The organism is Arthrobacter sp. SAFR-179, from assembly GCF_059414945.1.
Map to the genome: position 1 here is coordinate 135,293 of NZ_JBPFDM010000001.1, position 22,482 is coordinate 157,774.

General features: G+C 58.9%; 20 protein-coding genes and 1 pseudogene. 12 read left to right on the top strand and 9 right to left on the bottom strand.

Translation table 11 applies throughout. From position 1 onward, the window contains the following. Window positions 1-7: 7 nt before the first annotated feature. Complete coding sequence (locus ACR65K_RS00700) at window positions 8-1,306, bottom strand: glycosyltransferase family 4 protein (RefSeq protein WP_440150944.1); 1,299 nt, start codon at window positions 1,304-1,306, stop codon at window positions 8-10. Window positions 1,307-1,895: 589 nt separating this feature from the next. Between ACR65K_RS00700 and ACR65K_RS00705 the strand changes: the two genes are divergently transcribed. After that, on the top strand, window positions 1,896-2,996 hold the full coding sequence (locus ACR65K_RS00705; protein ID WP_440150945.1) for a glycosyltransferase: 1,101 nt from the start codon (window positions 1,896-1,898) through the stop codon (window positions 2,994-2,996). Between the two features lie 53 nt (window positions 2,997-3,049). Next, window positions 3,050-4,285 carry an oligosaccharide flippase family protein gene (locus ACR65K_RS00710; RefSeq protein WP_440150946.1) on the top strand — a complete coding sequence of 412 codons (1,236 nt, stop codon included), beginning with the start codon at window positions 3,050-3,052 and terminating at the stop codon, window positions 4,283-4,285. A 528-nt stretch (window positions 4,286-4,813) separates the two neighbouring features. On the opposite strand, the gene ACR65K_RS00715 is transcribed toward ACR65K_RS00710, so the two are convergent. Further along, the gene (locus tag ACR65K_RS00715) at window positions 4,814-4,978 is read right to left on the bottom strand and encodes a hypothetical protein (RefSeq protein WP_440150947.1); all 165 of its coding nucleotides are present in this window, start codon (window positions 4,976-4,978) and stop codon (window positions 4,814-4,816) included. Between the two features lie 60 nt (window positions 4,979-5,038). On the opposite strand from ACR65K_RS00715, the gene ACR65K_RS00720 reads away from it, so the two are divergent. Continuing rightward, window positions 5,039-5,182: a hypothetical protein gene (locus tag ACR65K_RS00720; RefSeq protein WP_440151452.1), complete on the top strand. Its 144-nt coding sequence runs from the start codon at window positions 5,039-5,041 to the stop codon at window positions 5,180-5,182. Between the two features lie 184 nt (window positions 5,183-5,366). Here ACR65K_RS00720 and ACR65K_RS00725 read toward each other — a convergent pair whose 3' ends face one another. From ACR65K_RS00725 to ACR65K_RS00735, 3 genes are read right to left on the bottom strand one after another with little or no spacing between them, the layout of a single operon-like run. Next, the gene (locus ACR65K_RS00725; protein WP_440150948.1) at window positions 5,367-5,834 is read right to left on the bottom strand and encodes an FAD synthase family protein; all 468 of its coding nucleotides are present in this window, start codon (window positions 5,832-5,834) and stop codon (window positions 5,367-5,369) included. Window positions 5,835-5,890: 56 nt separating this feature from the next. Beyond that, window positions 5,891-6,736, bottom strand: coding sequence for a LicD family protein (locus ACR65K_RS00730; RefSeq protein ID WP_440150949.1), 846 nt, complete (start codon window positions 6,734-6,736; stop codon window positions 5,891-5,893). Window positions 6,737-6,796: 60 nt separating this feature from the next. Continuing rightward, complete coding sequence (locus ACR65K_RS00735) at window positions 6,797-8,287, bottom strand: tyrosine-protein kinase domain-containing protein (RefSeq protein ID WP_440150950.1); 1,491 nt, start codon at window positions 8,285-8,287, stop codon at window positions 6,797-6,799. Between the two features lie 452 nt (window positions 8,288-8,739). Between ACR65K_RS00735 and ACR65K_RS00740 the strand changes: the two genes are divergently transcribed. From ACR65K_RS00740 to ACR65K_RS00770, 7 genes and pseudogenes are all read left to right on the top strand, one after another. Continuing rightward, on the top strand, window positions 8,740-9,567 hold the full coding sequence (locus ACR65K_RS00740) for an MBL fold metallo-hydrolase (protein WP_440150951.1): 828 nt from the start codon (window positions 8,740-8,742) through the stop codon (window positions 9,565-9,567). A 16-nt stretch (window positions 9,568-9,583) separates the two neighbouring features. Next, a pseudogene (locus tag ACR65K_RS00745) lies at window positions 9,584-10,253 on the top strand (DDE-type integrase/transposase/recombinase); the annotation flags it as partial. Between the two features lie 344 nt (window positions 10,254-10,597). After that, complete coding sequence (locus ACR65K_RS00750; RefSeq protein ID WP_440150952.1) at window positions 10,598-10,744, top strand: hypothetical protein; 147 nt, start codon at window positions 10,598-10,600, stop codon at window positions 10,742-10,744. Between the two features lie 355 nt (window positions 10,745-11,099). Beyond that, a complete protein-coding gene (locus ACR65K_RS00755) occupies window positions 11,100-12,383 on the top strand; it encodes a MinD/ParA family ATP-binding protein (protein ID WP_440150953.1) in 1,284 nt (427 codons plus the stop codon). A 171-nt stretch (window positions 12,384-12,554) separates the two neighbouring features. Beyond that, a complete protein-coding gene (locus ACR65K_RS00760; protein WP_440150954.1) occupies window positions 12,555-14,615 on the top strand; it encodes an acyltransferase family protein in 2,061 nt (686 codons plus the stop codon). 122 nt (window positions 14,616-14,737) lie between these two features. Next, window positions 14,738-16,207: a hypothetical protein gene (locus tag ACR65K_RS00765; protein WP_440150955.1), complete on the top strand. Its 1,470-nt coding sequence runs from the start codon at window positions 14,738-14,740 to the stop codon at window positions 16,205-16,207. Between the two features lie 288 nt (window positions 16,208-16,495). Beyond that, entirely contained in the window at window positions 16,496-16,747 is a 252-nt protein-coding gene (locus ACR65K_RS00770) for a hypothetical protein (protein ID WP_440150956.1), read from the top strand. Window positions 16,748-16,813: 66 nt separating this feature from the next. Here the strand turns inward: ACR65K_RS00770 and ACR65K_RS00775 are convergent, their stop codons facing one another. From ACR65K_RS00775 to ACR65K_RS00790, 4 genes are read right to left on the bottom strand one after another with little or no spacing between them, the layout of a single operon-like run. Next, window positions 16,814-17,989: an alpha-hydroxy acid oxidase gene (locus ACR65K_RS00775; protein WP_440150957.1), complete on the bottom strand. Its 1,176-nt coding sequence runs from the start codon at window positions 17,987-17,989 to the stop codon at window positions 16,814-16,816. A gap of 23 nt (window positions 17,990-18,012) precedes the next feature. Next, window positions 18,013-18,777, bottom strand: coding sequence for an amino acid ABC transporter ATP-binding protein (locus ACR65K_RS00780; protein WP_440150958.1), 765 nt, complete (start codon window positions 18,775-18,777; stop codon window positions 18,013-18,015). Next, window positions 18,774-19,736, bottom strand: coding sequence for an amino acid ABC transporter permease (locus tag ACR65K_RS00785; protein WP_440150959.1), 963 nt, complete (start codon window positions 19,734-19,736; stop codon window positions 18,774-18,776). The genes ACR65K_RS00780 and ACR65K_RS00785 overlap by 4 nt, the downstream gene beginning before the upstream one ends. A gap of 4 nt (window positions 19,737-19,740) precedes the next feature. Continuing rightward, complete coding sequence (locus ACR65K_RS00790) at window positions 19,741-20,571, bottom strand: ABC transporter substrate-binding protein (RefSeq protein ID WP_440150961.1); 831 nt, start codon at window positions 20,569-20,571, stop codon at window positions 19,741-19,743. Between the two features lie 284 nt (window positions 20,572-20,855). Here ACR65K_RS00790 and ACR65K_RS00795 point away from each other — a divergent pair, with 284 nt between their 5' ends. Next, window positions 20,856-21,557 carry a GntR family transcriptional regulator gene (locus ACR65K_RS00795; RefSeq protein ID WP_440150963.1) on the top strand — a complete coding sequence of 234 codons (702 nt, stop codon included), beginning with the start codon at window positions 20,856-20,858 and terminating at the stop codon, window positions 21,555-21,557. A gap of 434 nt (window positions 21,558-21,991) precedes the next feature. Continuing rightward, entirely contained in the window at window positions 21,992-22,399 is a 408-nt protein-coding gene (gene mscL / locus ACR65K_RS00800) for a large conductance mechanosensitive channel protein MscL (RefSeq protein ID WP_440150965.1), read from the top strand. Window positions 22,400-22,482: the final 83 nt, after the last annotated feature.

The window sequence follows — 22,482 nt, forward strand, 5'->3', positions numbered from 1 at the left end:
GCACGGCCTAAAGGCCGCGCGGCGATGCCAAACTTTGGATGAACTCATCATAGTGGTCCAGGGCTACCTGCTCGGACAGTACGTCTCGGCGGAAACGTTGTCCTGCTGCGCCCAGTTTGCTCGCAAGATCCGGATTGGTTCCAAGCATTTCTGATGCCTGAAGCAACGCCAGAGGATCGGCGGCATCCACTCGCAGTCCCCCCTCCGCTGCCGCTAATTCTTGAGCAGTGACGCTGGCGGCATCCGTGGCGGCAATCACGGGTACACCTGAGTCGAAGTACGAGGTGAGCTTGCTGGGGACAGACATGTCCGTAACGCCGGGAAGCTCGTTTACGAGTAGTACGTCGGCAGCGCCCATTGCTTTTTGGAACTCATCCCCCGGAAGTGGAGCGACGAAGGAAAGATTGCTGACACCATCAGCCAATTTTTCGAGCATGTCCCGCTGGTTACCGTCGCCCATCAAAACGAAGCGAACCTGACTATCATGCTCTCCCGCTAGGCGAGCCGCATTCACTACGTTTTCTAAGCCTTGCTTCTTACCCATGTTGCCAGCGTGAAGGACGATGATGTCATCGGGCCCCCACTTGAGACTCTTCCGGACGGCCTCCTTGTCAAAGTCGGGAGTGGGCGGAAGGTGGGTCCAATTGCGTACAACGTGAACTTTCTCGGGCGTTAGTGCCAGGCCCTCCATCAAGTACTTTCGGAACCGGTCATGTATAGCCACGACCGCATCCGCGCGACCTAAAATGCCAGCCTCAAGTCGCTTTGCTAACCTTGAGGACGTGTTTGACGAAGGTCCGGTCTCGACAACGCCGCGGCTATAGAGATCCTGGACCCACATCACTAGAGAGCTACGACGGTGTAGTAGCCGGCACCGGATTGCGGCCAAACCCGTGGAAAAGAGCGCAGGGCTGACGCATAGGACCACATCTGGACGTCCCCAGCCTGTGAGTATCACTCGTATTCCGAAACTCAGTTCCATATGGAGGCGATTAACGAAAGTCGGCACGCGAGGGATGTAGTGGCGCAGACGCTTGACCTGAACGCCATTCAGAACCGACGCTTGGGACCAGCCATCGTACCCTTCTGCGCGTCGCCACTCTGGGTAGTGCGGATACCCGGTCACAACCGTCACGGCGTAACCCTTGCGAGCCAGGCCCTCCGCCAGGCTAGTTGTGTAAGGGGCATTTCCGCTGGGTTCGGGTGAGTAGTGTAGGCCAAGTATCGTAACGCGGAGATTGGGTTTGTTCACGGATGCAACAATAGTGGTCGACCAGAACTGAACTGAAGTGGGGGCACATGGCATCGGCAGATGGCGCAGGGACCAATGATCTGACTAGGGTTATCGACCTCTCACAAGCGCCCGGAGAGCGAGCCGCGTGGGACAGGCCGCGCATTGTGATCTATTCGTGGGCCATAGCAGAGCTGCTCTTCGTAACGAATCCATTGCAAATAAGTTCAAGTCTGCGCGTCAAAGTTCTGCGATTCTTCGGGGCTGAGATCGGTGACGGGGTCATCTTCAGGCCGCGCACACGCGTCAAGTTTCCCTGGAAATTGCGTATAGGGCATCGCTCTTGGATTGGTGAGGGGGTTTGGTTCCACAATCAAGCTCTTGTCCAAGTTGGCAATGACGTGGTTATCTCGCAAGAGACCATGATCACCACTGGCAGTCACGCCCATCGTCGAGATATGGCTCTATTGACAAGTCCGGTGACCATAAGTGATGGAGTTTGGCTTACTTCTAGATGCTTTGTTTTAGGCGGGACGCGTATAGGAAAGTCAGCACTCGTTACTCCAATGACCGTCGTAAATGGTGAAATAGACGGAAACTCAATTGTGACGGGTAATCCAGCAAAAATTGTTGGGCAGCGTTTCCCCTCTCCAAGTAGCGCGCAATGAAGATTGCTCACATAGTCACATATGTTTCGGAGGACGGTGCTTTTGGAGGTCCTGTAGCCGTTGCGCTGGGTCAGCTTGCTGAGCTGGCGCGGATGGGGCACGACGTCGAGTTGCTAGCCGGATGGGACGGAAAGGCCAAGTTATCCGCACCAGGTGTAAAGGTCACGCTGTTCAAGGCTCGCAGATTCAGCAGGACGAGCTTCAGCGGTCTTTGGGCTCCAGGGTTGGCAACGGCTGCTCGCTCCCGCGCCAGGGAGGGTTTTCGGCTACACCTACATATGGCAAGAGATCTTGTAATGATACCGGCGGCACTGACTGTACTAACCACCACTAGGCCTGTAATTCAGACGCACGGGATGGTGATGCCCGATCAACGCTTCGTAGCACGGGCGTTAGATATGGTGCTTATGAAACCAATCCTTCGCCGAGCCCGGTGTCTACTTGCCCTTACTTCCGCCGAGGCGGACGGCATCAAGTCGATTGCTGGTTCACACGTGCCAATTCAGATGATCTCGAATGGTGTTCGTGTCCCCATGGCCACCCCTGTCAACAGACGACGTAATGAAGTGGTATTCTTAGCGCGTTTACATCCAAGGAAGCGTGTTTTAGTTTTTGCTCAGATGGCTAAAATTCTCCATAAGCGTGGCATTGATGCTCAGTTTTCCGTTGTTGGGCCTGATGAGGGCGATCTTCCACTCCTTGAAGAGTTTATCGAGGAATCTGCACTCGGCAATTACTTGCGCTACGATGGCGTAATTCCGCCCGGGCATTCCGTTCAACGGCTTAAGGGGGCTGGGGTATATGTGCTTCCCAGCGTTGGAGAAGTCTATCCGATGACCGTCCTTGAGGCCTTAGCTGCCGGTACCCCTGTAGTCACTACAAGGAAATCTGGAATAGCGCCGCACTTGTCTTCCTTGGAGGCTGCTCTCCTTACTGGAGAAACGGCTGACGAGCTTGCAGACGCAGTGGAGAAGATACTCATGGATGATTCACTTCGTGAACGACTAATTGAGAATGGCTACCGCGGAATAAAGACCACATTCAGCATTGAAGCGGTTGCAAACCGATTGCTTACTCTCTACAGCTGCAACGAGTAGAGCTGGCCTTGACGATAGTTGGCGGACAGCGTGCTCGTGGGCGACGCAGAAAGATGCAGACTGAGGGTGGCTGGGGAGGCCGGAGAAAGCGAGCAGGAGACTTCCTCTGGGCTTTAGCTGGGCGAGGCGGCGCGGCTGCACTTCAGGCTCTCACCCTGGTCCTTCTTGCGCGATTTTCCAATCCCGCAGATTTTGGACTAACAATGGGTGTTCAAGGAGTCCTGCTCACGGCAGCTTACTTTCTTGGCTTTGGACTTGGACCTTACGTAATCGTTGAGCAAGCGAAGGCCCGTTACTCGGAAGTCGTGGGTGGAATCACTTACGTCAATAACCGAACCAGCGCATTCTCGGGAATTGCTTGTTTTGTTGGGTTAGTTATCGCTGGCATTTTCAACAGTGAGATCTTCATGCTGTTGCCGCTAGCCGTTGCGATGCTCGCTATGAGGAATTCTGCCGTCATTGAGGGTATCGCTCTCGCGAATGGCCGAGTTCGTATTTTCGGCGCCAGCCTCCTCTTGCGAAGGCTAGCTCAAGCCCTGATATTTGTCATCCTTTCCATTGCTGGAATGCATGCCATGATCGCATACAGTATTGCATACGCAGCATCGGAAAGTTTGATTAATTTCTTTCTTAGGAAAGTCATCGGCAGCCCTACAGTTCCGGCGACAAAACCAAAGTTCAATCAAGTCATTCGGAGTGCACTGCCATATTGGGTAGAAACAGTGGCGGTTCAATTTCGTGGACTGGACGTATCGTCGGTTGGCCTTGCCGCCGGTGCGGCGGTGGGAGGTATCTACGCCGTCCCAGCCAGGTTGAGCTCAGCAATTCTGATGATTCCGTCCACATTCGCCAATCTCATCCTTCCCAAGATTGCCGCCGGGAACCGCAAGGTTTTCCTGCGTGTGGCGGGGCTTTCCTTGCCGGTCATCCTCATCGTGTGGTCGGTCCTCGCTGGGCTAGTAATCTACACCGAACCAATCTTGGCCGTGCTGCTGGGCCCGACGTACGTATCTGCGTCAGCGCCGGTTCAGATTTTCTGCATCGGCTTTGCGGTTCTTACGTGCATCACTATCGTCAACGCGATGGTCCAGGGTATCGGTCTAGCTCAGCATGTAGCCTGGACAAGTATGGTTGGATCTGTACTTGCCGTCGTGTGTGCTGGACTTGGCGCCAGCCTGTTGGGCGCCCAGGGAGCCAGCTGGGGCTTTTCACTTGGGGTGTCCATCCAACTCGTACTATTGTGTGCTAGCTCCGCCCGAGGGGTCATGAAGTATCTGACGCGCAAATAATGAGTTGAGCGATGACCGCAGTTTCTGGGGTCACTGCCGGCCGCGGCCGTCCACACTTTCCAAAAAATTGGACTGTGACCGTAAATTATCCGCGTTCAGGAGCGGAGCTTTCGGCGGCAAGGTCACGGTGTCGTTGTCTTCGCCGTTGTCTGGAAGGCGCCGGCGGTGGCGATTAGCTCAGTCTGCATACGTCGCGCATTCGTTCCACGCGCTTCTGCGCTTTTCGGCGCGTTCGGATATCACGCTGCCCGCCCTAGCGTCCGATTAATTACGGCGTTAGCATTGACGGCTCTCGTGGTTGATGGGAAATTGAGTTCGTGTCGTTGAAGGCAAGGGGGCCCTTGGCCCTGCTGCGATGAGTTGACTAGCACCCAAACCTGTAAAACGATCACGAGCTTTGATCGAGCCTACCGGGGTCGCAGCCGGCGTTGCCACCATCCACTCTCCCAGCAGGTTGAGGGCCGCCGCGGCCGGTCATCGACAAGGCTTGGGCCCACCGCATGCTCCAGCTGCGCGGCGGCGACACCCTCAGCTGCCGGGCCGTCCCGCCTGGAGGACGTATTCACCCTTGACGATCGGACCGGGACCCTGCAGGCCGTCTGGCAGGTCAAGGAACAGCTCCGGGTCCTCCTGCGCACCGGCTCCCCGGACGGCGCCGCGGCCGCGTAAAACAAACTCGAGCAACTCGTCCAAAAGCCGGAGACCAACAGGCTCTACCGCACTGTCTGCCGGTGGTGGAAAGAGATCGAGGCACTGATCATTACAGGCCTCGACGAGGTCGAGGCGAACAACACCGCCATCAAGAACATCAAGCGTACGTCGCGCGGCTACCCCCAATGCTGCCAGCTACAAGTCCGGTATTCTCTTTTAGAATTGCCGCACCGACGGCGAGCATGACACTCATTCCAGGGATCCAGTTCCCTACGAACCGCGAAGAGCCAAATTAACAGGACACCCGGCGACGACAGCCGTCCTAGAACTAGGCCTTCTGCCAAGCGGAAATGCTCCGCTTGGCCACGTCTCTCTGATGTCGGTATTGACGGGATTCTGCATCATGACGGACGACGCAGGCACGAAGACGTCAGGAAAGTTCCTTAACTATCTGTCCAATGCTATCCAACGTCCGTTTAAGCTCGTCGACATGTCGCTCATCAAAGGCGCTAAGGACACGCTTCAATTCTGTTGTTGAGATTCCATCTGTCCGTGTTAAGTAAACGACTTCAACTTTGTCGCTGAAATGATTGAACTTACCATTCCAGTCATCGCCCATCCCAAAAATGGACGCACCAAATCGTTCAAAGTCGGCTCGCTTCTGCTCCCACGTGCACTCAGGAAAGGCCTCATCAACAAACTTTATTGAGCTAACAATGTCAATTCGCTGATTAAAAGGCACAACGGGGCGTTTGCCCTTAACTGCATTGAATTCGTCTGTTGACACTCCGACTACGAGCCGATCACCCAGGCCTCGCAGCCTTCGCAAGATGTTTAGATGTCCAATGTGGAACAAGTCAAAGGTTCCATAGGTAATTACAGTCTTTACCAAAACCACCTCCGGGGCTTTTTGCGATAATTTTCAAAGCCAAAGTAGCGACTGCTCAGGTGAAGCTAAGCCACTCCTTCGTCTGGCATGCGTAGAGAAATAGAGAGGATTCCATGACGGCTACCACGCTTATTCACGGGTGGCAGTTCGTGATAGTCGCCATAAAGTCTTGTCAGGTATTGGTCGGCGTGGCCAAACCCGGGGACGCTAACGCTTTCGAAAGAATAACCGGTGAGTTCTTGAGTCCAGGAAGACTTTATGCATTCGCGCTTGTAGCCGTAGGAGCCTGCTACTGTAACGCACTCCTCGGTGGTGATGCCGTTAAATTGCTGCATCTGCCGCTCGAAGAGGCGGACTAGGGATCGCTTTGGTACGAGTCCGGCAGCGGCGCTAACCAATTTCAATACGACTCGTAGAATAGGCGGGCAATCAGCGCCAACAGAGTAACCCGAGATGTCCAACATCACTCGTTTCAGAATGTACGCCGACATCGAGTGGGCGAGGCGGCGGACACGAGAGTCAGGCCTTGCGTCAAAAGGAAAAATATCTACAAATATCCCTTGATGGCAGGCAACGTTCGCGGAGGCTGCCTCAACTAGCTTTGTGCCTTGGAGGCGTATCTTGGCCATTGGCAGACCGAATGCAGGGTCAGTATGCCAGGTTTGCAGGAAGTAGTCCTCGCCAAGATCATTTTTTGCACATGCCACGAAACGTTCATAGTCTGAGCGCAGCATTCCCAAATCAATATCGTCATCCCACGGAATGAAACCTTTGTGGCGGACTGCACCCAATAAGGTTCCAGCTATGGCGAAATAATTGATGCCATTAGATCGACAAATTCTTTCAATCTCCACGAGAATAGAAAGTTGTTTCTCGTGAAGCGCCTTTAGTTCACCATCTGTGATTCCCAAAGATTTTCCCCCAATCACTTAGGCTGTTTCAAACACCCATTCGACGCATCCGCGGTCCGTCTACTCCGAGAGGCGCTGCGGAAACTTAGCTGCCCGTCGCGACTCTGTCCGCGATTCCCAGTCCTGTCTATCGCTCAGTTCATCTAGCATTCGGTTAGGAGATACGCCGATATTTCTACCGACATTCGTGGATTGAGGGCCGCCGGACTTCGTGTAGTAGCTGTAAGCGTAGGCGTCAGGCCCCTTCGTCGGAAGAAGGTTAAGAACAACTCCCAAGACGTTGGCGTTTACTAGGTCGAGTGCTCGGAAAGATTTTTCGAGGTCGTGATGTTTGATCCTTCGTGAACCAACCACCATCATGACTCCTCCGACATGCTGCGATAGTACCGCTGCATCTGTCACCGGAAGGAGCGGGGGAGCGTCAATGATTACCGAGTCAAATACCTGCTCCAGATTTTCGATTAGAAGGCGCATTTGGGTCGAACCTAATAACTCGCTGGGGTTTGGTGGAATCTGGCCAGAGGCGAGCACAAACAGATTGTCTTCGCCCCAAGGTTGCAGTACGTCATGTACATCAACTGCGCCGATAAGTGCAGTGGTCAGGCCCACGTTCCTGTCGATTCCGAGATATTCTCCCACGACCGGCCGTCGTAAGTCGGCGTCTATAAGGCATACAGATTGACCAGCTTGAGCCAAGGCAATAGCGAGATTGGTTGCGGTGGTACTCTTGCCTTCACCCGGAAGGGAGGAGGTGACGAGAACTGACTTTGCATTTTCCGTTACATTTGCGAATTGGAGATTAGTCCTAAGTTGCCGGAACGACTCGGCGCGTGGACTTTGCTGATTGGTCTGGGTCAGCAAAGGGTTTTTTGAGGCGCTTGAATCAAAAGCAATTCCGCCGAGGATCGGCGCATCAGTGCTTTTCCTCAAGTCAGCCTCGCCTTGTACGCGGTAGTCCAGCAAGCCCCGGAGCAAGGAGACGCCGATTCCGACCGCTAGGCCAGCCAGTAGCCCTAGGATGAGGTTCAGTCGCGTGTTCGGGGAAGAGGGTGCAGTTGGCGCAACGGCGGGCGAAACGATCGACAGGCTTACTGGTGATTCGCCACCATTCTTTGGACGTTCCAGGTTTTCGACCGTGCGCATGAAGCTGTCGGCAACGGCTTGGGCCGTCGCCGAGGCGCGGACCGGGGAGGAGTCGACAACCGAGATCTTTATCAAGACGGTATTCAAATCGCTCGTTGCTTTGACGCGCTGAGCTAGTTCTTCTGGGGTGCCTGTTAGGCCAAGGGTTTCAATCACAGGTTGTAGTACGACCGGAGTTGTAGCCGTTTGAACGTAGGACTGAACTCTCGCTTGGGTGAACGTGTTCCCCTGCTGCAGTTCCTGTACCGACCCAGAGTTTTGGATTGCCACAAAAAGCTGCGTGTCAGACGTATATGTCGGCTTTGAAATTATTGATATAAGTCCCCCTACTAGGAGTCCAGCCAAAATGGAGGCAATGAGGAGGATCCAGTGCCGGCGAATGACGCGAAGGTATTCTTGTAGGTCCAAGTTGGGTCCCCCTAGTTTAAAGAGCGCTTAGAGCGCTCGATACATCCGCAGCTCAGGTGCGCGATTCACGTGCGCTTCCTAATCATTCTAGCGGTGCTGGCCTGCGCTTCACGCCCGTGTCAGAAGCCCTCATCGCCTGTGGGGCGAGCGTTAGGTCCAGGTGGCTATCTTCGTGAACTCCCTAGATCCGCTTCGGCGCCCTCGCGGCCATAGGTGTAAGCCCTCTTGCGGCATGACAATCAAAGAACAATGTCGATAACTGCCTGAGGGCCGAAACCTCTTTTCTCGTTTCAGATGCCGACGTCGGTAGGAGCAGGAACGGCACTGCCGCGCTCTGCTTGCGGGAGAATCCGCGGCCGCACCGCCGTGTTCCTCTGGAGTGGGAAGACGCGGTGGGTACAATCGGGGACCAAGAGAAACGCACACTGCTCTGCCGGAGGTACGGAGAATCAATGTCGGAATGGCTCGAGGTCGGCACGGACAATTATGTACTGGTCACGGAAGGATCTCTGCTGAACACGGGCTTGATCATGGGCTTCGAGCGGGCCATGGTCATCGACACCGGATGTGGTCCACGGCAAGGGCGCGAGATCTTGGATGCGGTCAGGGAGAAAACTGCGCTTCCGCTTGTAGTCGTCAATACTCACGCGCACTATGACCATTTCTTCGGCAATGCTGTCTTTGCCCAAGCTGGCGTCACGGAGTTCTGGGCGCATCAAAACTGTGCAACCGAGATTGAATTGCGCGGTGATGTACAACGCCGACACGTTGGGACGCTTGAACCTGAAATGTCGGCGGCTGTGGGGGACAACGTTGAACTCGTGGTTCCCAATGCCATCGTCAGGGACCAGCCTGTCCTGGTGGACCTTGGTGGACTGACAGCAACCCTGTTCTATCTGGGCCGCGGACACACTGACGGTGACCTTCTAGTGGGAACGTCCACGACCCTTTATGTCGGTGACCTCGTGGAGCAGGGGGCGCACCCTTCATTTGAGGACTCCTACCCTGTGGAGTGGGCGGACGCGCTTCGGCACGTCTCCGCGTTGCGTCACCGGTACGAATTCCTGATCCCCGGTCACGGCAAGCCGTGCGGTGACGAGTTTGTAATGACTATGGCCAACACCATGACGACCGCCGTCCGCCAAGCTCGTCAGTCCATCCACGACACCCCCAACGACGCCACTAAAGCCATCCCTGTGTTGCCGTATGGGCCCGAACAGTCCCGCTGGTTTATAAAACGGTTGCAGGAGACCCGACGGGAAGCCGGCCGCAGTTCGTAGGGGCAGGTAATCGGATGACCAAGGCGCCACCCTGCCCGTCCGTAAGTCGGCCTCGCAGCGCTATGAACACAACAACGCCGGGGACCTCGTTCACGTGGACATCAAGAAGCTTGGGCGTATTCCCGATGGCGGCGGGCACCGCGCCTTGGGTCGGGCGGTGGGCCGTAGAAACTACAGGGCCGGGACGGGTACCCGTACCTCCACCACGCCGTCGATGACCACTCACGGCTTGCTTACTCGGAAATCCTCGGCGACGAAAAGAAGGAGACCGCTGCCGCTTTCTCGATCGGCGCGGCAGCGTTCTTCGCCGCGTACGGCATCGCCGTCAAGGCCGCGTAGTGACTGACAACGGATCCTGCTACCGCTCCTAGGCCTGGGCAGCTGCCCTGGGCCCACACTTCAAGCACCGACGTACCCGCCGCTACCGGCCTCGGACCAACGGCAAGGTATAACGTTTCACCGCTCCCTCACCGTAAAACGGGCCTACGCCCCGGCCCTACAAATCAGAAACCGAACGGGCCGCCACCTACGACTAGTGGCTCCACCACTACAACCACCACAGAACCCATACCGGCTCAGTGAGATTTCACCTAGCAGACACTAATCCGCCCTGGCGGACGGCGCCGCCGTCACCGGCATCATCTCCGTTGTCCCCGCCGGGCCCGAACAAACCCTCATGGACCTAGGTGCCCTGACCAACCGGCTTGCCGGCGACAAAATCAAGGAAGCCTCGTAACAATACGACCTCCTTGAGGAAATCTTGAGGTTCGATTGCTATGCACTTCCGCGCTCGTCGAGGCGGGAATCTATGTCTTTGGTACTGGCGCAGAAGCACCCGCAGGCAAAAGATAAGGCTACTTTCCTATGTTCTTGCTCGTTTTTCTCCAGGCGCACAATTGTTTTCGCCGTGGTGACGTTCGGAAGGTGACGGTCCAGAGGCTTGAGTCCCACCTTCGATGTGACTTGTCAATCAATTTGTCACCTGCTTAGGTCAAAGGCGATGGGATCACTTTGACCAACGGAGGCTGTTGTGGCTTTTTCTGACTACGTCCTGGCGCTCAGCGCGCTGCTGGGCACCCTGCTGGTTCCCTTCGCTGTCCTATACCAGATGCTGCGGTTCAAGCGCCGCACACTCCGGATCCCCGTCCGGCCCGCACCCCGAGGTAACCAACGCTGACCATGCCGTACGTCGATATCAACCCCCATAAAAGCCGTCCCAAATGGGTGGGCTACACCATTCTTGCCGTTCTCCTAGTCCTAACCGTTGCAGTTGTTTCAACCGCCCTCATCCATCACTGAGCTGCGCCGATGACCGCCGGATACCGGGCAGGAGCTCCTGCCGGACCCCCTAGACTTACTGATTGAACCAGTGCCGCAGACCCGTTTGCCGAAACGTCCGGGGGACAAACATGCCAGATCCGGCGGATCAGAATGCAGGCGCCCAAGCAGAGGATGCAGGGCAGCCGCAGCTGCGCCGACGCCGCGACCTTCGTCGTGCCGACGGCTCAGTTCAGGATGCCAGGACAGGAACCATGCCAGCAGTAACCCCTTCCCCTTCCAGTTCAAACGACGCCGGCCAGCCGCTCACGCGCCGCACCTCCTGGGCGGAAGCGGCTGCGGCAGCCGACGCCACCAAACCGTCCCGCGCACCGTCGCCTGCAAGTCCCGCTACAGGCCAGGCTGTGCCACCTGCCAGGCAGCCTGCCGCTGATCCTGGCGTGCCGTCGATCGCTTCTATGCCCTCCGCCGAGACGTCTCTTGAGCCGCCCGCCGCGGAAGCTGAGGCGACTCCCGAAGCTGCCGTGCCGCTGTCGGACGTTCCCTCCCTAACGCCGTCGTTCCGCCGGAGCCGGCCCACTGTTGCGGATGCGATCGCCGAGAGCCCCATGCCGGACTTCATCAGCTCGCCGGGACTGTTCGTCAAGGAGCAGAAGCCCCGTCCGAGGGGTGGTATCCGCGGTGCCCTGTACAACCTGACCGGGGGCGCCTGGAACCTGGGCCCCGGACCCAAGCAGCGCCAGGAGGACGAGCTAGCCCGCCGGATCTCGCGCCAACTCCAGGGCAGCTATAACACCGCAATCCTGAGCCTGAAGGGCGGCATCGGCAAGACCTCCACCACGGTTGGAGTGGGCCTGACTCTGGCTGAATACCGGGGAGATGCGCCCTGCGCCATCGACGCCAACCCGGACTCCGGAGACCTGGTGGAGCGTGCCTTGGGCGAGGGTATCTACCAGCAGGCCAGCCCGCGGACCATCACGGACCTACTGGAGAACCTCGAGTCCATCGACTCCCTGACGGCGCTGGCCCGGTACATGCACCACGCGGGCCGCCTGCATCTGATCGCGGGGGAGCAGGACCCGGAGGTCTCCGACTCGCTGACGGCCGAGGAGTACCTGCGGATCCGCAAGCTCATCTCCAGCTACTACTCCGTGGCGCTGACCGACTGCGGCACGGGCGTGACCCACAACGCGATGAGCGGGATCCTGCAGTCGGCAGACAACCTGGTGATCGCCGCCGGTTACGCGGTGTCGGGTGCCAAGCGCGCCCGCAGCACCCTGCACTGGCTGGCGAGCCACGGCTATGAGGACCTGGCCCGCAACGCCATCGTGGTGATCACAGACAAGGACGAGGTGTCCTCCCGGGTGGACAAGGACGCGATCGAGGAGCACCTGTCCGGGATCTGCCGCGAACTCATCGCCGTGCCGCATGACCGCGGCGTGGCCGACGGCGATCTGGTGACCCTTGACGTGCTCAAGCCTGAGACGCGGAGGGCCTACAAAGAGATTGCCGCCGCCATCGTGGACGGTTACCGGTAACCGCACCGAGTAGATTTCTCCTCTCGTTTCTTCAACAGCTGACGAGGGGACTTGACCAGTCTTATTGTTGTCAAATCGTGCTTATCAAAAGCCGCGGGAATCTGCGTGTCTGGCTGCGCGTAGAATGACGGAGTTGCTGGGGTCTCACGTGGGGGAATTTTGTCGCAGTCGATGCTTGCCAAAAAGAGCGCATTAAAATCTGACGGGCTGGAGAAGCCAGCTGCAAGACGATCCGACATACAGGGCCTTCGGGCTATTGCCGTCGCTGTTGTCGTCCTGTTCCACGCGGGACTGGCGTTCCCAGGCGGGTTCGTTGGAGTTGACGTTTTCTTCGTCATTTCCGGGTTTGTTATCACTGGAATGCTGGTCCGAGAGTTCGATTCCACAACAACCATCGATTTTCCGAAGTTCTTCGGGCGGCGTTTCAGGAGACTCACACCGGCCCTTGCACTGGTACTTCTGGCAACACTGGTTGGGTCCGCGCTCCTACAGTCGCCCCTAGGAGAACAGACGGTGACGGCGGCCACGGCAATCGGAGGAATGGCACTCGCGGCCAATGCTGTGATTTTCCGAACCACTGGCGGGTACTTCGAGCCTGCGGCTGGGACGAATCCACTACTTCATATTTGGTCTCTATCCGTTGAAGAGCAGTTCTATGTGGTCTTCCCGTTCATTCTCTTCGGTGTTCTAGTTCTAGCCCATCGATTTGCCCGAGGACGCTGGCCTGCCGTCGTTTGTCTGGCAATCGTGACTCTTATGTCAGCCGCTATAACCATGCTGGTTGCCGACGGTTGGACCCCTCCGATCCACCCATTCCTGACCAGCTACTACAGCCCACTGACACGGGCATGGGAGTTTGGGGTGGGAGCACTCATCGCGATCGTTCCCGCGCTAAGCCGACCTCGATCACGGATCCTCGCAATGATGGCTTCCATCGGCGGCCTTGTGATCCTCGCAACGGCCATGTGGGCGATCAATGAGTCCATACCTTTTCCCGGTCCGGCTACGCTACTCCCTGTTATCGGGACCGCACTGCTTCTCTATTCTGGCGGCTACTCAGAGAACCCATTTAACCGACTTCTAGGATCGAAACCATTCGTGTTCCTGGGCAACATATCGTACTCGTGGTATTTGTGGCACTGGCCAGCGATAGTCTTCGCATCGATCCCCTTTCACGACCACCCTGTTGCCAAAGCCATCGCCGCATTCCTGGCCCTCCTACCCGCTTTGGCCTCCTACTACTGGGTTGAGCAGCCAATCCGCAAAATGAATGGCCTCTCAAAACTGCGCTTCCTACGATTAGCGGCATTTATAGTCGCACCCGCACTCATGATCTCCGGGATCGTGATAGTTGCGGCCGACAAAGGCTGGGGCATGGAGAAGGTGCAATCTATTCAGGCGCTTCACCCGGGATGGTCGAAATGCATGTCATTCGCCACGATGGACAACGGCCCTTCCGAGAACCCAACTTACGCAGGTTGCCAATGGAACGAAGGTGCCGCAGGCCGTCCTGTATTTCTCGTCGGTGACTCGAACGCGAGCCAGTTCAGTGGCCCATTGATCACCGCGGCCGCTGACGCGGCTAGCCCCTTTTCCATGCGAACAGCCGGCGGTTGCCCTTTCATGGATGTTTACGTGCAACGGGGAGAAACTTTCTCCGGCCCCGACCAATTATGCCGCGACTATTACGAGTCAACGCTGTCATGGTTGGAGAGGGAAGAAGACGGCATCGTCGTCATTTCAAGTACGGAGGGATATTGGTTCGAAGAAAACATGTCGATAGGCCGCACCCAGACTTCCATCAACGCATCCAGTGCGGCCAGATCTCAAGCCCTTGAAGGTGGCCTGGGTCAGACGGTGGCGGCGCTTCACGCTGCCGGACACGAAGTCCTACTCGTCCAGGCGCTCCCCCATCCCACCTTCGCCGGCTATAGTCATGTTCCTGGCCGCTGTTCCGTGATTGCCCTGGTCGCAAGCAGTTGCGAGCTGACGGTTCCGAAATCGGAAATAGAAGCAATTCAAAGGCCTGCCCGATCTGCTATTGAGCATGTGGCTACTACAAGCGGAGCCCAAGTGCTTGACTTGCGTGAACTATTCTGCGACGACAGCCGCTGCTCCCTTAATAGGGATGGAGAACTGCTGTACCAAGATGCTCTCCACATCACCGTCGAAGCTAGTCGAGCTCTGACACCAAACTTCGCCGCTGCGTTGAAGGCAGCAACGAGTCGCTGAGAAAGTGTCAAGATGCCGCCGCTCTCCATTAGCGGAGAGTGGCGGCATTAGTGGGGGGAAACTACAGGGGTCAGTAAGACCCGTCTTATGGGCCTCTTCGGGCCACGGTAGAATTCTGGCTCATGGGGACATTCTTGAAAAACATGCTAGCGCGCAAGCTTGATAGGCAGGCGCCGTTCCTGGCGACAGTGACCGGGATCGCGCTGGCGTTTGTCGTCCCCATCATCATCGCGATGATGACACCCGAGAGCCTTTACGGCGAAGAGTGGGGAGTCATCGCGTCCTGCGTCATTGGAGGACTGATGGTCGCTTTTGTCACGGGCTCCGCCCAGCGGCGGCCCTTTCAGATGGTGACGTGGGTCTTCATCTACGTATTCCTGGGGATAGCTCCGTTGGTGCAAATTCGGATGAACGTGGATCCGAGCACCACGAGAGGCCTCCAGGATTCGCTCTTCGGCGACGCGTCGCTGATCGTCCTAGCTGCCGCCGCGGCCACTATCGTTGGGGTCTTCTTGGCCCGGCCCTCTGGACAGCAAGAGGACCAGGCAGAGGTTCAGCTGCGGAGGAGTACCGTACGCGCTTACCTCTTGTCCCTGGTCAGCCTCGCACTGTTCGCTTACTACGCCTCGAAAGTCGGGCCGGCCAACCTGTTCGCCAGTAGGGCGGATCTGCAAACGATCCGTGAACTTGTCTGGCCGGATAAGACAGTGAACGCCGTCATTGGCGCCGGGTCTTCCATGGGCCTGCTCGTCTCAATGATCTCCCTGATCCACCTCCGGCAACAACAAAAGGTGGATGGTGCAAGGCGGGCGTTCTTCTTCCCGCTGGTTGTATTCGTTGCCTTGGTCGTCTGCGTGAACCCCATCAGTACGCCCCGTTATATCTTCGGCACAGCAGCCCTGGCATTGCTCGCGGCAACTGGGCTTTACCGGACCCTTGCCCGGTTCCGCCTAGTCACCCTCGCGTTCGTCGCTTCGCTGATCTTCGTCTTCCCGATCCTGGATGCTTTCCGCAACTCGTTGTCCGAGGTCTCCGTGGACACGTCTGCTCTTGACTCCCTACTGTCGGGAGACTTCGATGCCTTCGCTCAGATCGTGAACACCGTGGAGTATGTGCAGCGCAACGGGATCACCAACGGCAACCAGCTCATGGGCGTAATCTTCTTCTGGGTGCCTAGAAGTTTTTGGCCTGACAAGGCTGTGGACACCGGGACCTTGCTCGCCAACATGAAGGGCTACTGGTTCACGAACCTCTCCGCGCCACTCCCGGCTGAACTGTTCATCAATGGTGGGTGGGCCGCGCTCATCGTCGGCATGCTGGTGTTTGGCTTCGCAATCCGCCGCTGGGACTCCAGCATGAACCGAATGATCACCAAAGGCCAGGCCCCGTCCATCCTGGGCTGCATCATGCCGTTCTACATGCTGATTCTCCTGCGTGGCTCGCTGCTTCAAGCCGTGGCATACATGGCCGTTATCCTTGCGTCTGCGGCGTTCGTGGCGCCTCGCAAAGTCCGCGACGCCCCGCGTCCAACCTGTCGCTCAGGGCGAGCGGACTCGGGGCTCCAGTATGCCAAAGCTATGGCCCGCCGCTAGACGGCTGCTGCCGGGAGGGCCGCGAGGATGCGCCGCGCCCAGTATTCATATCCGGCCTGCGTCAGGTGCGCGCCGTCAGTGCCCACAAACATATCGGCGTTGCCGTTGTTCGCCAGTGCCCGGCCTTGATCTCAGGACACCAGCCGGCAGCAGGTCGCTCCTGCCGCCGCGCCGGCCCCAATGGTCACGCCGTGACATTTTGTGCCCTTCAAAAAGAGGCAGACAACCAGATGCTGGCTGCCGGTACCAGTGTCCGGCGCCAAGCGTGCCCGGAGTACCCTGCTCTGGTTGCAAGCCCACGGCTACGAGGACCTGGCCCGCAACGCGATCGTGGTGATCACGGACAAGGACGAGGTGTCATCCCGGGTGGACAACGACGCGATCGAGGAGCACCTGGCAGGGATCTGCCGCGAACTCATCGCCGTGCCGCACGACCGGAGCGTGGCCGACGGTGATCTGGTGACCCTTGACGTGCTCAAGCCTGAGACTCGGCGGGCGTACAAGGAGATTGCCGCCGCGATCGTGGACGGGTACCGGTAGTACGCAGAACTGCCCGCCTCATAGTTGAGGCGGGCAGTTAGAGCATGTATTTGTCCTGGTGCTGTCCTAGACGAATACGCTCTCGGCAGGCGCGGGCTGGGCCTGCGTTGCGAAGATGTTGTTGTCCAGGCCTGCTACCGATGATTTGCCCACAAACCCCATGGCCCCCTTGAGCTCCTCCTGGAGGATGGAGAACACCCGGTCCACGGCCGGCTCACCGCCCGTCGCCAGGGCATAGGCGAACGGCCGTCCGGCCAGCGTCGCCTTGGCACCCAAAGCGACTGCCTTGACGATGTCGTGGCCACGCCGCACGCCGCCATCGAGATAGATCTCCGCCCGTCCGCCAACTGCCTCGACAATGGACGGCAGCACGTCGATGGTGGCGGGCTGGGAGTCGAACTGCCGGCCGCCGTGGTTGGAGACGAAAATGCCGTCCGCCCCCTCATCCACGGCCCGGGCCGCGTCCTCGGCGTCCATGATGCCCTTGATCACCAGGTTGCCCTTCCACTCGGAACGGAGCCTGGCGAAGTCCTCCCAGCTGGCGCCCGGGTTCTTGTTGGACGCCATCCAGTTGTTCATCTCGTCCATGCGCAGCGGGCGGCCGTTGATCTGGTAGTTGCCGTAGGTCATCTTCCGGCCGGTAAGCCACCGCCACAGCCAGGCTGGGCGCGTGGCGGCGTTGAAGTAGTCCGCCACCGGCGGGCGCGGCGGCATGGACAGGCCATGGTGCAAGTCCCGTTCCCGCTTGCTGGAAGACCCCACATCGCCCGCCACCACCAGCGTCTCAACCCCCACAGCCCGTGCCCGGTTGATGTAGCTGGCGGTTTCCGCGGGATCCTTCCAGAAGGCGATCTGCGCCCACAGATTGTTCGGCGCCACCTTGGCCACCTCTTCCAGCGAGCAGCCGGCCCAGGCGCTGTGGATGAAGATCGACCCCGCCCTGACCGCGGCCCTGGCGACGGCAGGATCCGAACCCGGGTGGAAGATGGTGAGCATTCCCATGGGTGCCACCATCAGCGGCATCGCCAGGGAATGGCCCAGCACGGTGGTGGAGGTATTCAGGCCCCGAAGGTCCACCATGGACCGCTGGCGCAGCATCAGGGCATCGAAACGGTCTTCGTTGGCGCGCATGGTGGTCTCGTCCAGCGCGCCGCCCTCCAAATAGTCCGAGATCATTTTCGGAAGCTGCTTGCGGGAGGCTTTGCGGTAGTCCTCAACGCTGACAATCCATTTGTTTTTCAAGAGTCCTGCTCCAATGTGAAGGTCTAAATTACTTTCGCCAGGAATTGTTTGGTGCGCTCATGCCGTGGGTCGCTCAGGACTGTCCGGGGGTCGCCCTGCTCCACGATGCCGCCGCCGTCCATGAAGATCAGGTGGTCGCCGACTTCCCGGGCGAAGCCGATCTCGTGGGTGACTACGATCATGGTCATTCCGGCGTCGGCGAGCTTGCGCATCACGTCCAGCACCTCACCCACTAGCTCCGGGTCCAGGGCCGATGTGGGCTCATCGAACAGCATCAGCCGCGGCTCCATGGCCAGCGCCCTGGCGATCGCCACGCGCTGCTGCTGGCCGCCGGAAAGCGACGCAGGATAGGCGTGGACCTTCTCGGAGAGCCCCACCCGCTCCAGGAGGATCCGGGCCCGGTCCTGAACGGCCTTGCGGTTCTCCTTCCTCACCCTGACCGGCGCCTCGCAGATGTTCTCCAGCACCGTCATGTGCGGGAAAAGGTTGAAGCTCTGGAAGACCATGCCGATGTTCTCGCGCATTTTCGCCGCCTCGGCGTTGTTCTGCGCGTGCAGCCGGCCTTTCCTGATCTTCACCCCAACCGGCTGTCCCTCCACAAGGATGTACCCGCCGTCGAGCGTTTCCAGCTGGTTGATGCAGCGCAGGAACGTCGACTTGCCGGAGCCTGACGGCCCGATGATGCACGTAACGCTGCCCTTGGGGATAGTGAGGTCAATGCCCTTGAGGACCTCCAGGTCGCCGAAGCTCTTAGTGACTCCCTGTGCTTCGATCATCACGTTGGTCATGGCCGGGCCTCCAGTGGTGGGGTGGGGGAGTTCACGGCCTTGGCTTTGCGGGGCCGCCGGGTGCTGCGTCCTGAGGTGCTTCCGCCCCGGTTGAAGTGCTTTTCAATGAAGTACTGCCCCAGGCTCAGGATGCTGGTGACCAGCAGGTACCACATGCTTGCAGCGATCAGCAGCGGAATGGTCTTGAAGTTGGCGCTGTAGACCAGCTGCGCAGAGTAGAGCAGCTCGGGGAAGGCCAGGACGCTCACCAGGGAGGTGGTCTTCAGCATGGAGATGGTCTGGTTGCCCGTTGGCGGGATGATGATCTTCATCGCCTGCGGCAGTACGATCCGGGAAAGGATGGCGAACCGCCGCATTCCGAGTGCGGTGGCCGCTTCCGTCTGCCCGCGGTTGACGCTCAGGAGCCCGGCGCGGACGATCTCCGACATGTAGGCGCCTTCATTCAGGCCCAAGCCCAGGATTGCGGCCATGAACGGGGTGATGAGCACGTTGGCGTCCACCGAGAAGAACTCGGGTCCAAACGGGACACCCACCGCAATCCGTGGGTAGATGGCGGCGATGAAGCCCCAGAAGAGGAGCTGGACGAACACCGGCACCCCGCGGAAGAGCCAGACCAGGAATGCGGCAGTCCCGGCGACGATCGCGTTGGGCGCGAGCCTGGCCAGCGCCAGCAGGACGCCGACGACGATTCCCACGGCCATGGAGATGGCGGTCAGTCCCAGCGTGCGGAGTAGGCCGGTGAACAACCTTTCCGAGGTGAACCATGCGAACACCACGTTCCACTCGAAGCGGGGATTGGTGATCAGGGAGTAACTGACCAGGAAGATCGCGAAGAGGACGATCGCCGCCGTTAGCCACAACCCTCCGTGGCGCTGGTGGGGACGGCCCTGGAGAAGCTGGCGGTCCAGCCCGTCCCCGGCTGGTGCCTTGGCGTCAGGCTGCGTGGCTGTGTTGGCCATGTGGCTACTGCGCTTTGTTGAAGGCGAAGTCAGAGATTGCACCGCTGCCTACACCCCACTTGTCGAGGATTTCCTTGTACTTCCCGCTCTTGGCAAGGGACTCCATGCCGAGCTGGATGGCCTTCTCCAGGCCGGCGCCCTTCTTGAAGCCGATGCTGACGGGGGAGACGTCCTTCTCGCCCAGCAGTTCGATCTGGCCGCCCTGCTTGATGGCGTAGCCCAGGGTAGGTCCGTCGATGTAGACGGCATCGATCCGGCCGGCGGTCAGCGCAAGGTTGGGGGCCTGCATGTCCGGGTAGGTCATGGCCTCAATGGCTGGATTGCCCGCGGCCGTGCAGGCCTGGGACAGGGCGGGGAGGCGCTTGAGGTCCTGGAAGGAACCCTTCAGGACGCCCACTCGCTTGCCACAGAGTGAGTCCACCGAGAGGTGCTGGGGGTTGCCGGGAGCCACGCCGATGCCACTGCCTGACTGGTAGTAGTCGACGAAATCGAGCACTTTCATGCGTTCGGTTGAGGGCGACATCTGGGATACGGCCATGTCGAACTTTCCGGCCGCAATGCCGGGGATGATGCCGTCGAAGGGGCCGCTCTTGACCTCCGTTTTCAGGCCCAGCGTCTGCCCCAGGGCGATGGCAATCTCGGGGTCCACACCTTGAACGGTGGTTCCGTCCGCGGCCATGAAGTGCAGCGGCGGGGAGCTCTGGCTCATGGTGACGGTCAGGGTTCCCTTGTCCCGTGCGTCATTGGGGAGGGCTGCCGCGGCTGCGTCGTCGACTTTGACGGCCTGCGCGGAACCGGTTGATTTCGGGGCCTCGGATTGGGCTGAACTGGTCATTTCCGGATTGGAGCAGCCGGAGAGAAGCACGCTCGCCATGGAAACGGCGGCGACGGTTACCAACATCGATCGAAACTGAATCATCTACACGCCTTCGGATTGGGGGAGGAGGGGTGATGGGAGAGCTGTGTTACAGATCACTTCGCTGTCCGGTATCATGTACCGTACATCATGCACGATTTTCTGCAAACACCCTTTCTGCGTTGTTTGGTTTGTGACGGGGCGCTGGTGAAAGTAGTGCTGAGGCTCCATTCGACTGACCGAAATTCACATAGGATTCCGAAATGAACGCCGCTTCGCCTGAAGAAGAAGTCCTGATCCCCGGCCGGCCCATGCTGGTGGACCAGGTGTTTGAGGCCATCCTGTCCCTGTTGCTGGACGACAAGATCTCCACCGGATCACCGTTGAGCATTGACGGACTGGCCAAGCGCTTCAAGGTGTCCTCAACCCCCGTGCGGGAGGCGCTGGCCCGCCTGGAAACCACCGGCATGGTCAGGCGCGAAGCCCTGCGCGGATACAAGGTGGCGCCGGAACCCACGGCCAGCGACATCGCCGCGCTGCTGACCTCGCGGCAGATTCTTGAACCTGCCTGCACCAACATTGCCGCCGCCAACTCGACGGACGAGTTGGTGGCGGACCTGGAAGGGTTCCACCGCGATCTTGAGGCGTCCCGCCGGGGCGGTGACACCTTTGCCGGCTACCGCGCTTACTGGAAGGCTGACGAGAACTTTCACCGGCGGATCGTGGAGGCCACGGACAACGAGTTCCTCCTACGGGCCTACTCCTCCATCGAGGGAAGTATCCAGCGGTTCCGGCTCATGGTCCACAACGACATGAGCGGCGACCACACTGTGCAGGAACACCACGCCATCATTGAGGCCATCAAAGCGCGCGACCCGGAGGCGGCTACGGCGGCAATGAACCGGCATATCGAGGGCATCAAATCCCGTTCGCTGAGCCTCTCGAAGTTCGGGCAGCAGGACTGAAGTCTGCTCCGCCTGCTTCGCGCCGATTGGCGCGCGGCAGCCGTGGCGCCCAGCGATTGCAACCCAGGTGCCGCCGTCGTAAGTCTGCCCCGACCCAACTGCCGTGTTGGTGCTTTTTGCTGCGTCCTCATGAATGGTGCGGTCTGCTGGGAACAGCAGAAGTGCGGCGCCAGGTCATACCGGAGCGCGCAGAGCCGATTATGCTCGGACCTTGGAGATGCATGATGCTCCGGCGAAGCCGCCGAAAGGCCGGATCCGGGCTATCCGGACCACCACTCCCGTCAGGACCAGAACATCCCCTCTGCAGGAACCCAAGGTCCCCGCAGAGGTGAGACCGACCTCATGCCTCGGGCGCCGGCAGGCGCTGGGTAACTCCCCTCGAAACTTTCCCCAAAGTAACCGATACGGCATCCGCGTGGGGTAGTTTGATCGCTATGTTGACCGGATTCAAGAATTTCATCATGAAGGGCAACGTCGTAGACCTTGCCGTCGCCGTCGTGATTGGTGCCGCCTTCGGTGCCGTAGTCACGGCCCTAGTCCAAAGCGTTCTCATGCCGTTCATCGCGGCCTTGGTCGGATCTCCGAACTTCGATAGCTTCGCCGTCGTGACCCTCAACGGAAACGACATCAAATTCGGTGTCCTGCTCACGGCAATTGTTAACTTCGTGCTCGTGGCGGCAGCCATTTACTTCGTCATCGTCGTGCCCATGAACCATATGGTCGAGCGCCGCAACCGGCGCCTCGGCATCAGCCCGGACGTCAAGGAAGAAGCGGCCGAAGACCCCCAGATTGCCCTGCTCACGGAAATCCGGGATTCCCTACAGCAACACCGCAGGCCCTAATCAAGTCGGCGGACCCACCCCCTAAAGAAATCCGCGGTCAGGGCTGAACCGCGGCCCAAATGGCTTCGGCACGGCGTGAAGCC

Coding starts and splice junctions, on each gene's coding strand:
- ACR65K_RS00700 (WP_440150944.1), bottom strand. CDS start 1,306: ATGCCATGTGCCCCCACTTCAGTTCAGTTCTGGTCGACCACTATTGTT.
- ACR65K_RS00705 (WP_440150945.1), top strand. CDS start 1,896: ATGAAGATTGCTCACATAGTCACATATGTTTCGGAGGACGGTGCTTTT.
- ACR65K_RS00710 (WP_440150946.1), top strand. CDS start 3,050: ATGCAGACTGAGGGTGGCTGGGGAGGCCGGAGAAAGCGAGCAGGAGAC.
- ACR65K_RS00740 (WP_440150951.1), top strand. CDS start 8,740: ATGTCGGAATGGCTCGAGGTCGGCACGGACAATTATGTACTGGTCACG.
- ACR65K_RS00755 (WP_440150953.1), top strand. CDS start 11,100: ATGCCAGCAGTAACCCCTTCCCCTTCCAGTTCAAACGACGCCGGCCAG.
- ACR65K_RS00760 (WP_440150954.1), top strand. CDS start 12,555: ATGCTTGCCAAAAAGAGCGCATTAAAATCTGACGGGCTGGAGAAGCCA.
- ACR65K_RS00765 (WP_440150955.1), top strand. CDS start 14,738: ATGGGGACATTCTTGAAAAACATGCTAGCGCGCAAGCTTGATAGGCAG.
- ACR65K_RS00780 (WP_440150958.1), bottom strand. CDS start 18,777: ATGACCAACGTGATGATCGAAGCACAGGGAGTCACTAAGAGCTTCGGC.
- ACR65K_RS00785 (WP_440150959.1), bottom strand. CDS start 19,736: ATGGCCAACACAGCCACGCAGCCTGACGCCAAGGCACCAGCCGGGGAC.
- ACR65K_RS00790 (WP_440150961.1), bottom strand. CDS start 20,571: ATGACCAGTTCAGCCCAATCCGAGGCCCCGAAATCAACCGGTTCCGCG.
- ACR65K_RS00795 (WP_440150963.1), top strand. CDS start 20,856: ATGAACGCCGCTTCGCCTGAAGAAGAAGTCCTGATCCCCGGCCGGCCC.
- mscL (WP_440150965.1), top strand. CDS start 21,992: ATGTTGACCGGATTCAAGAATTTCATCATGAAGGGCAACGTCGTAGAC.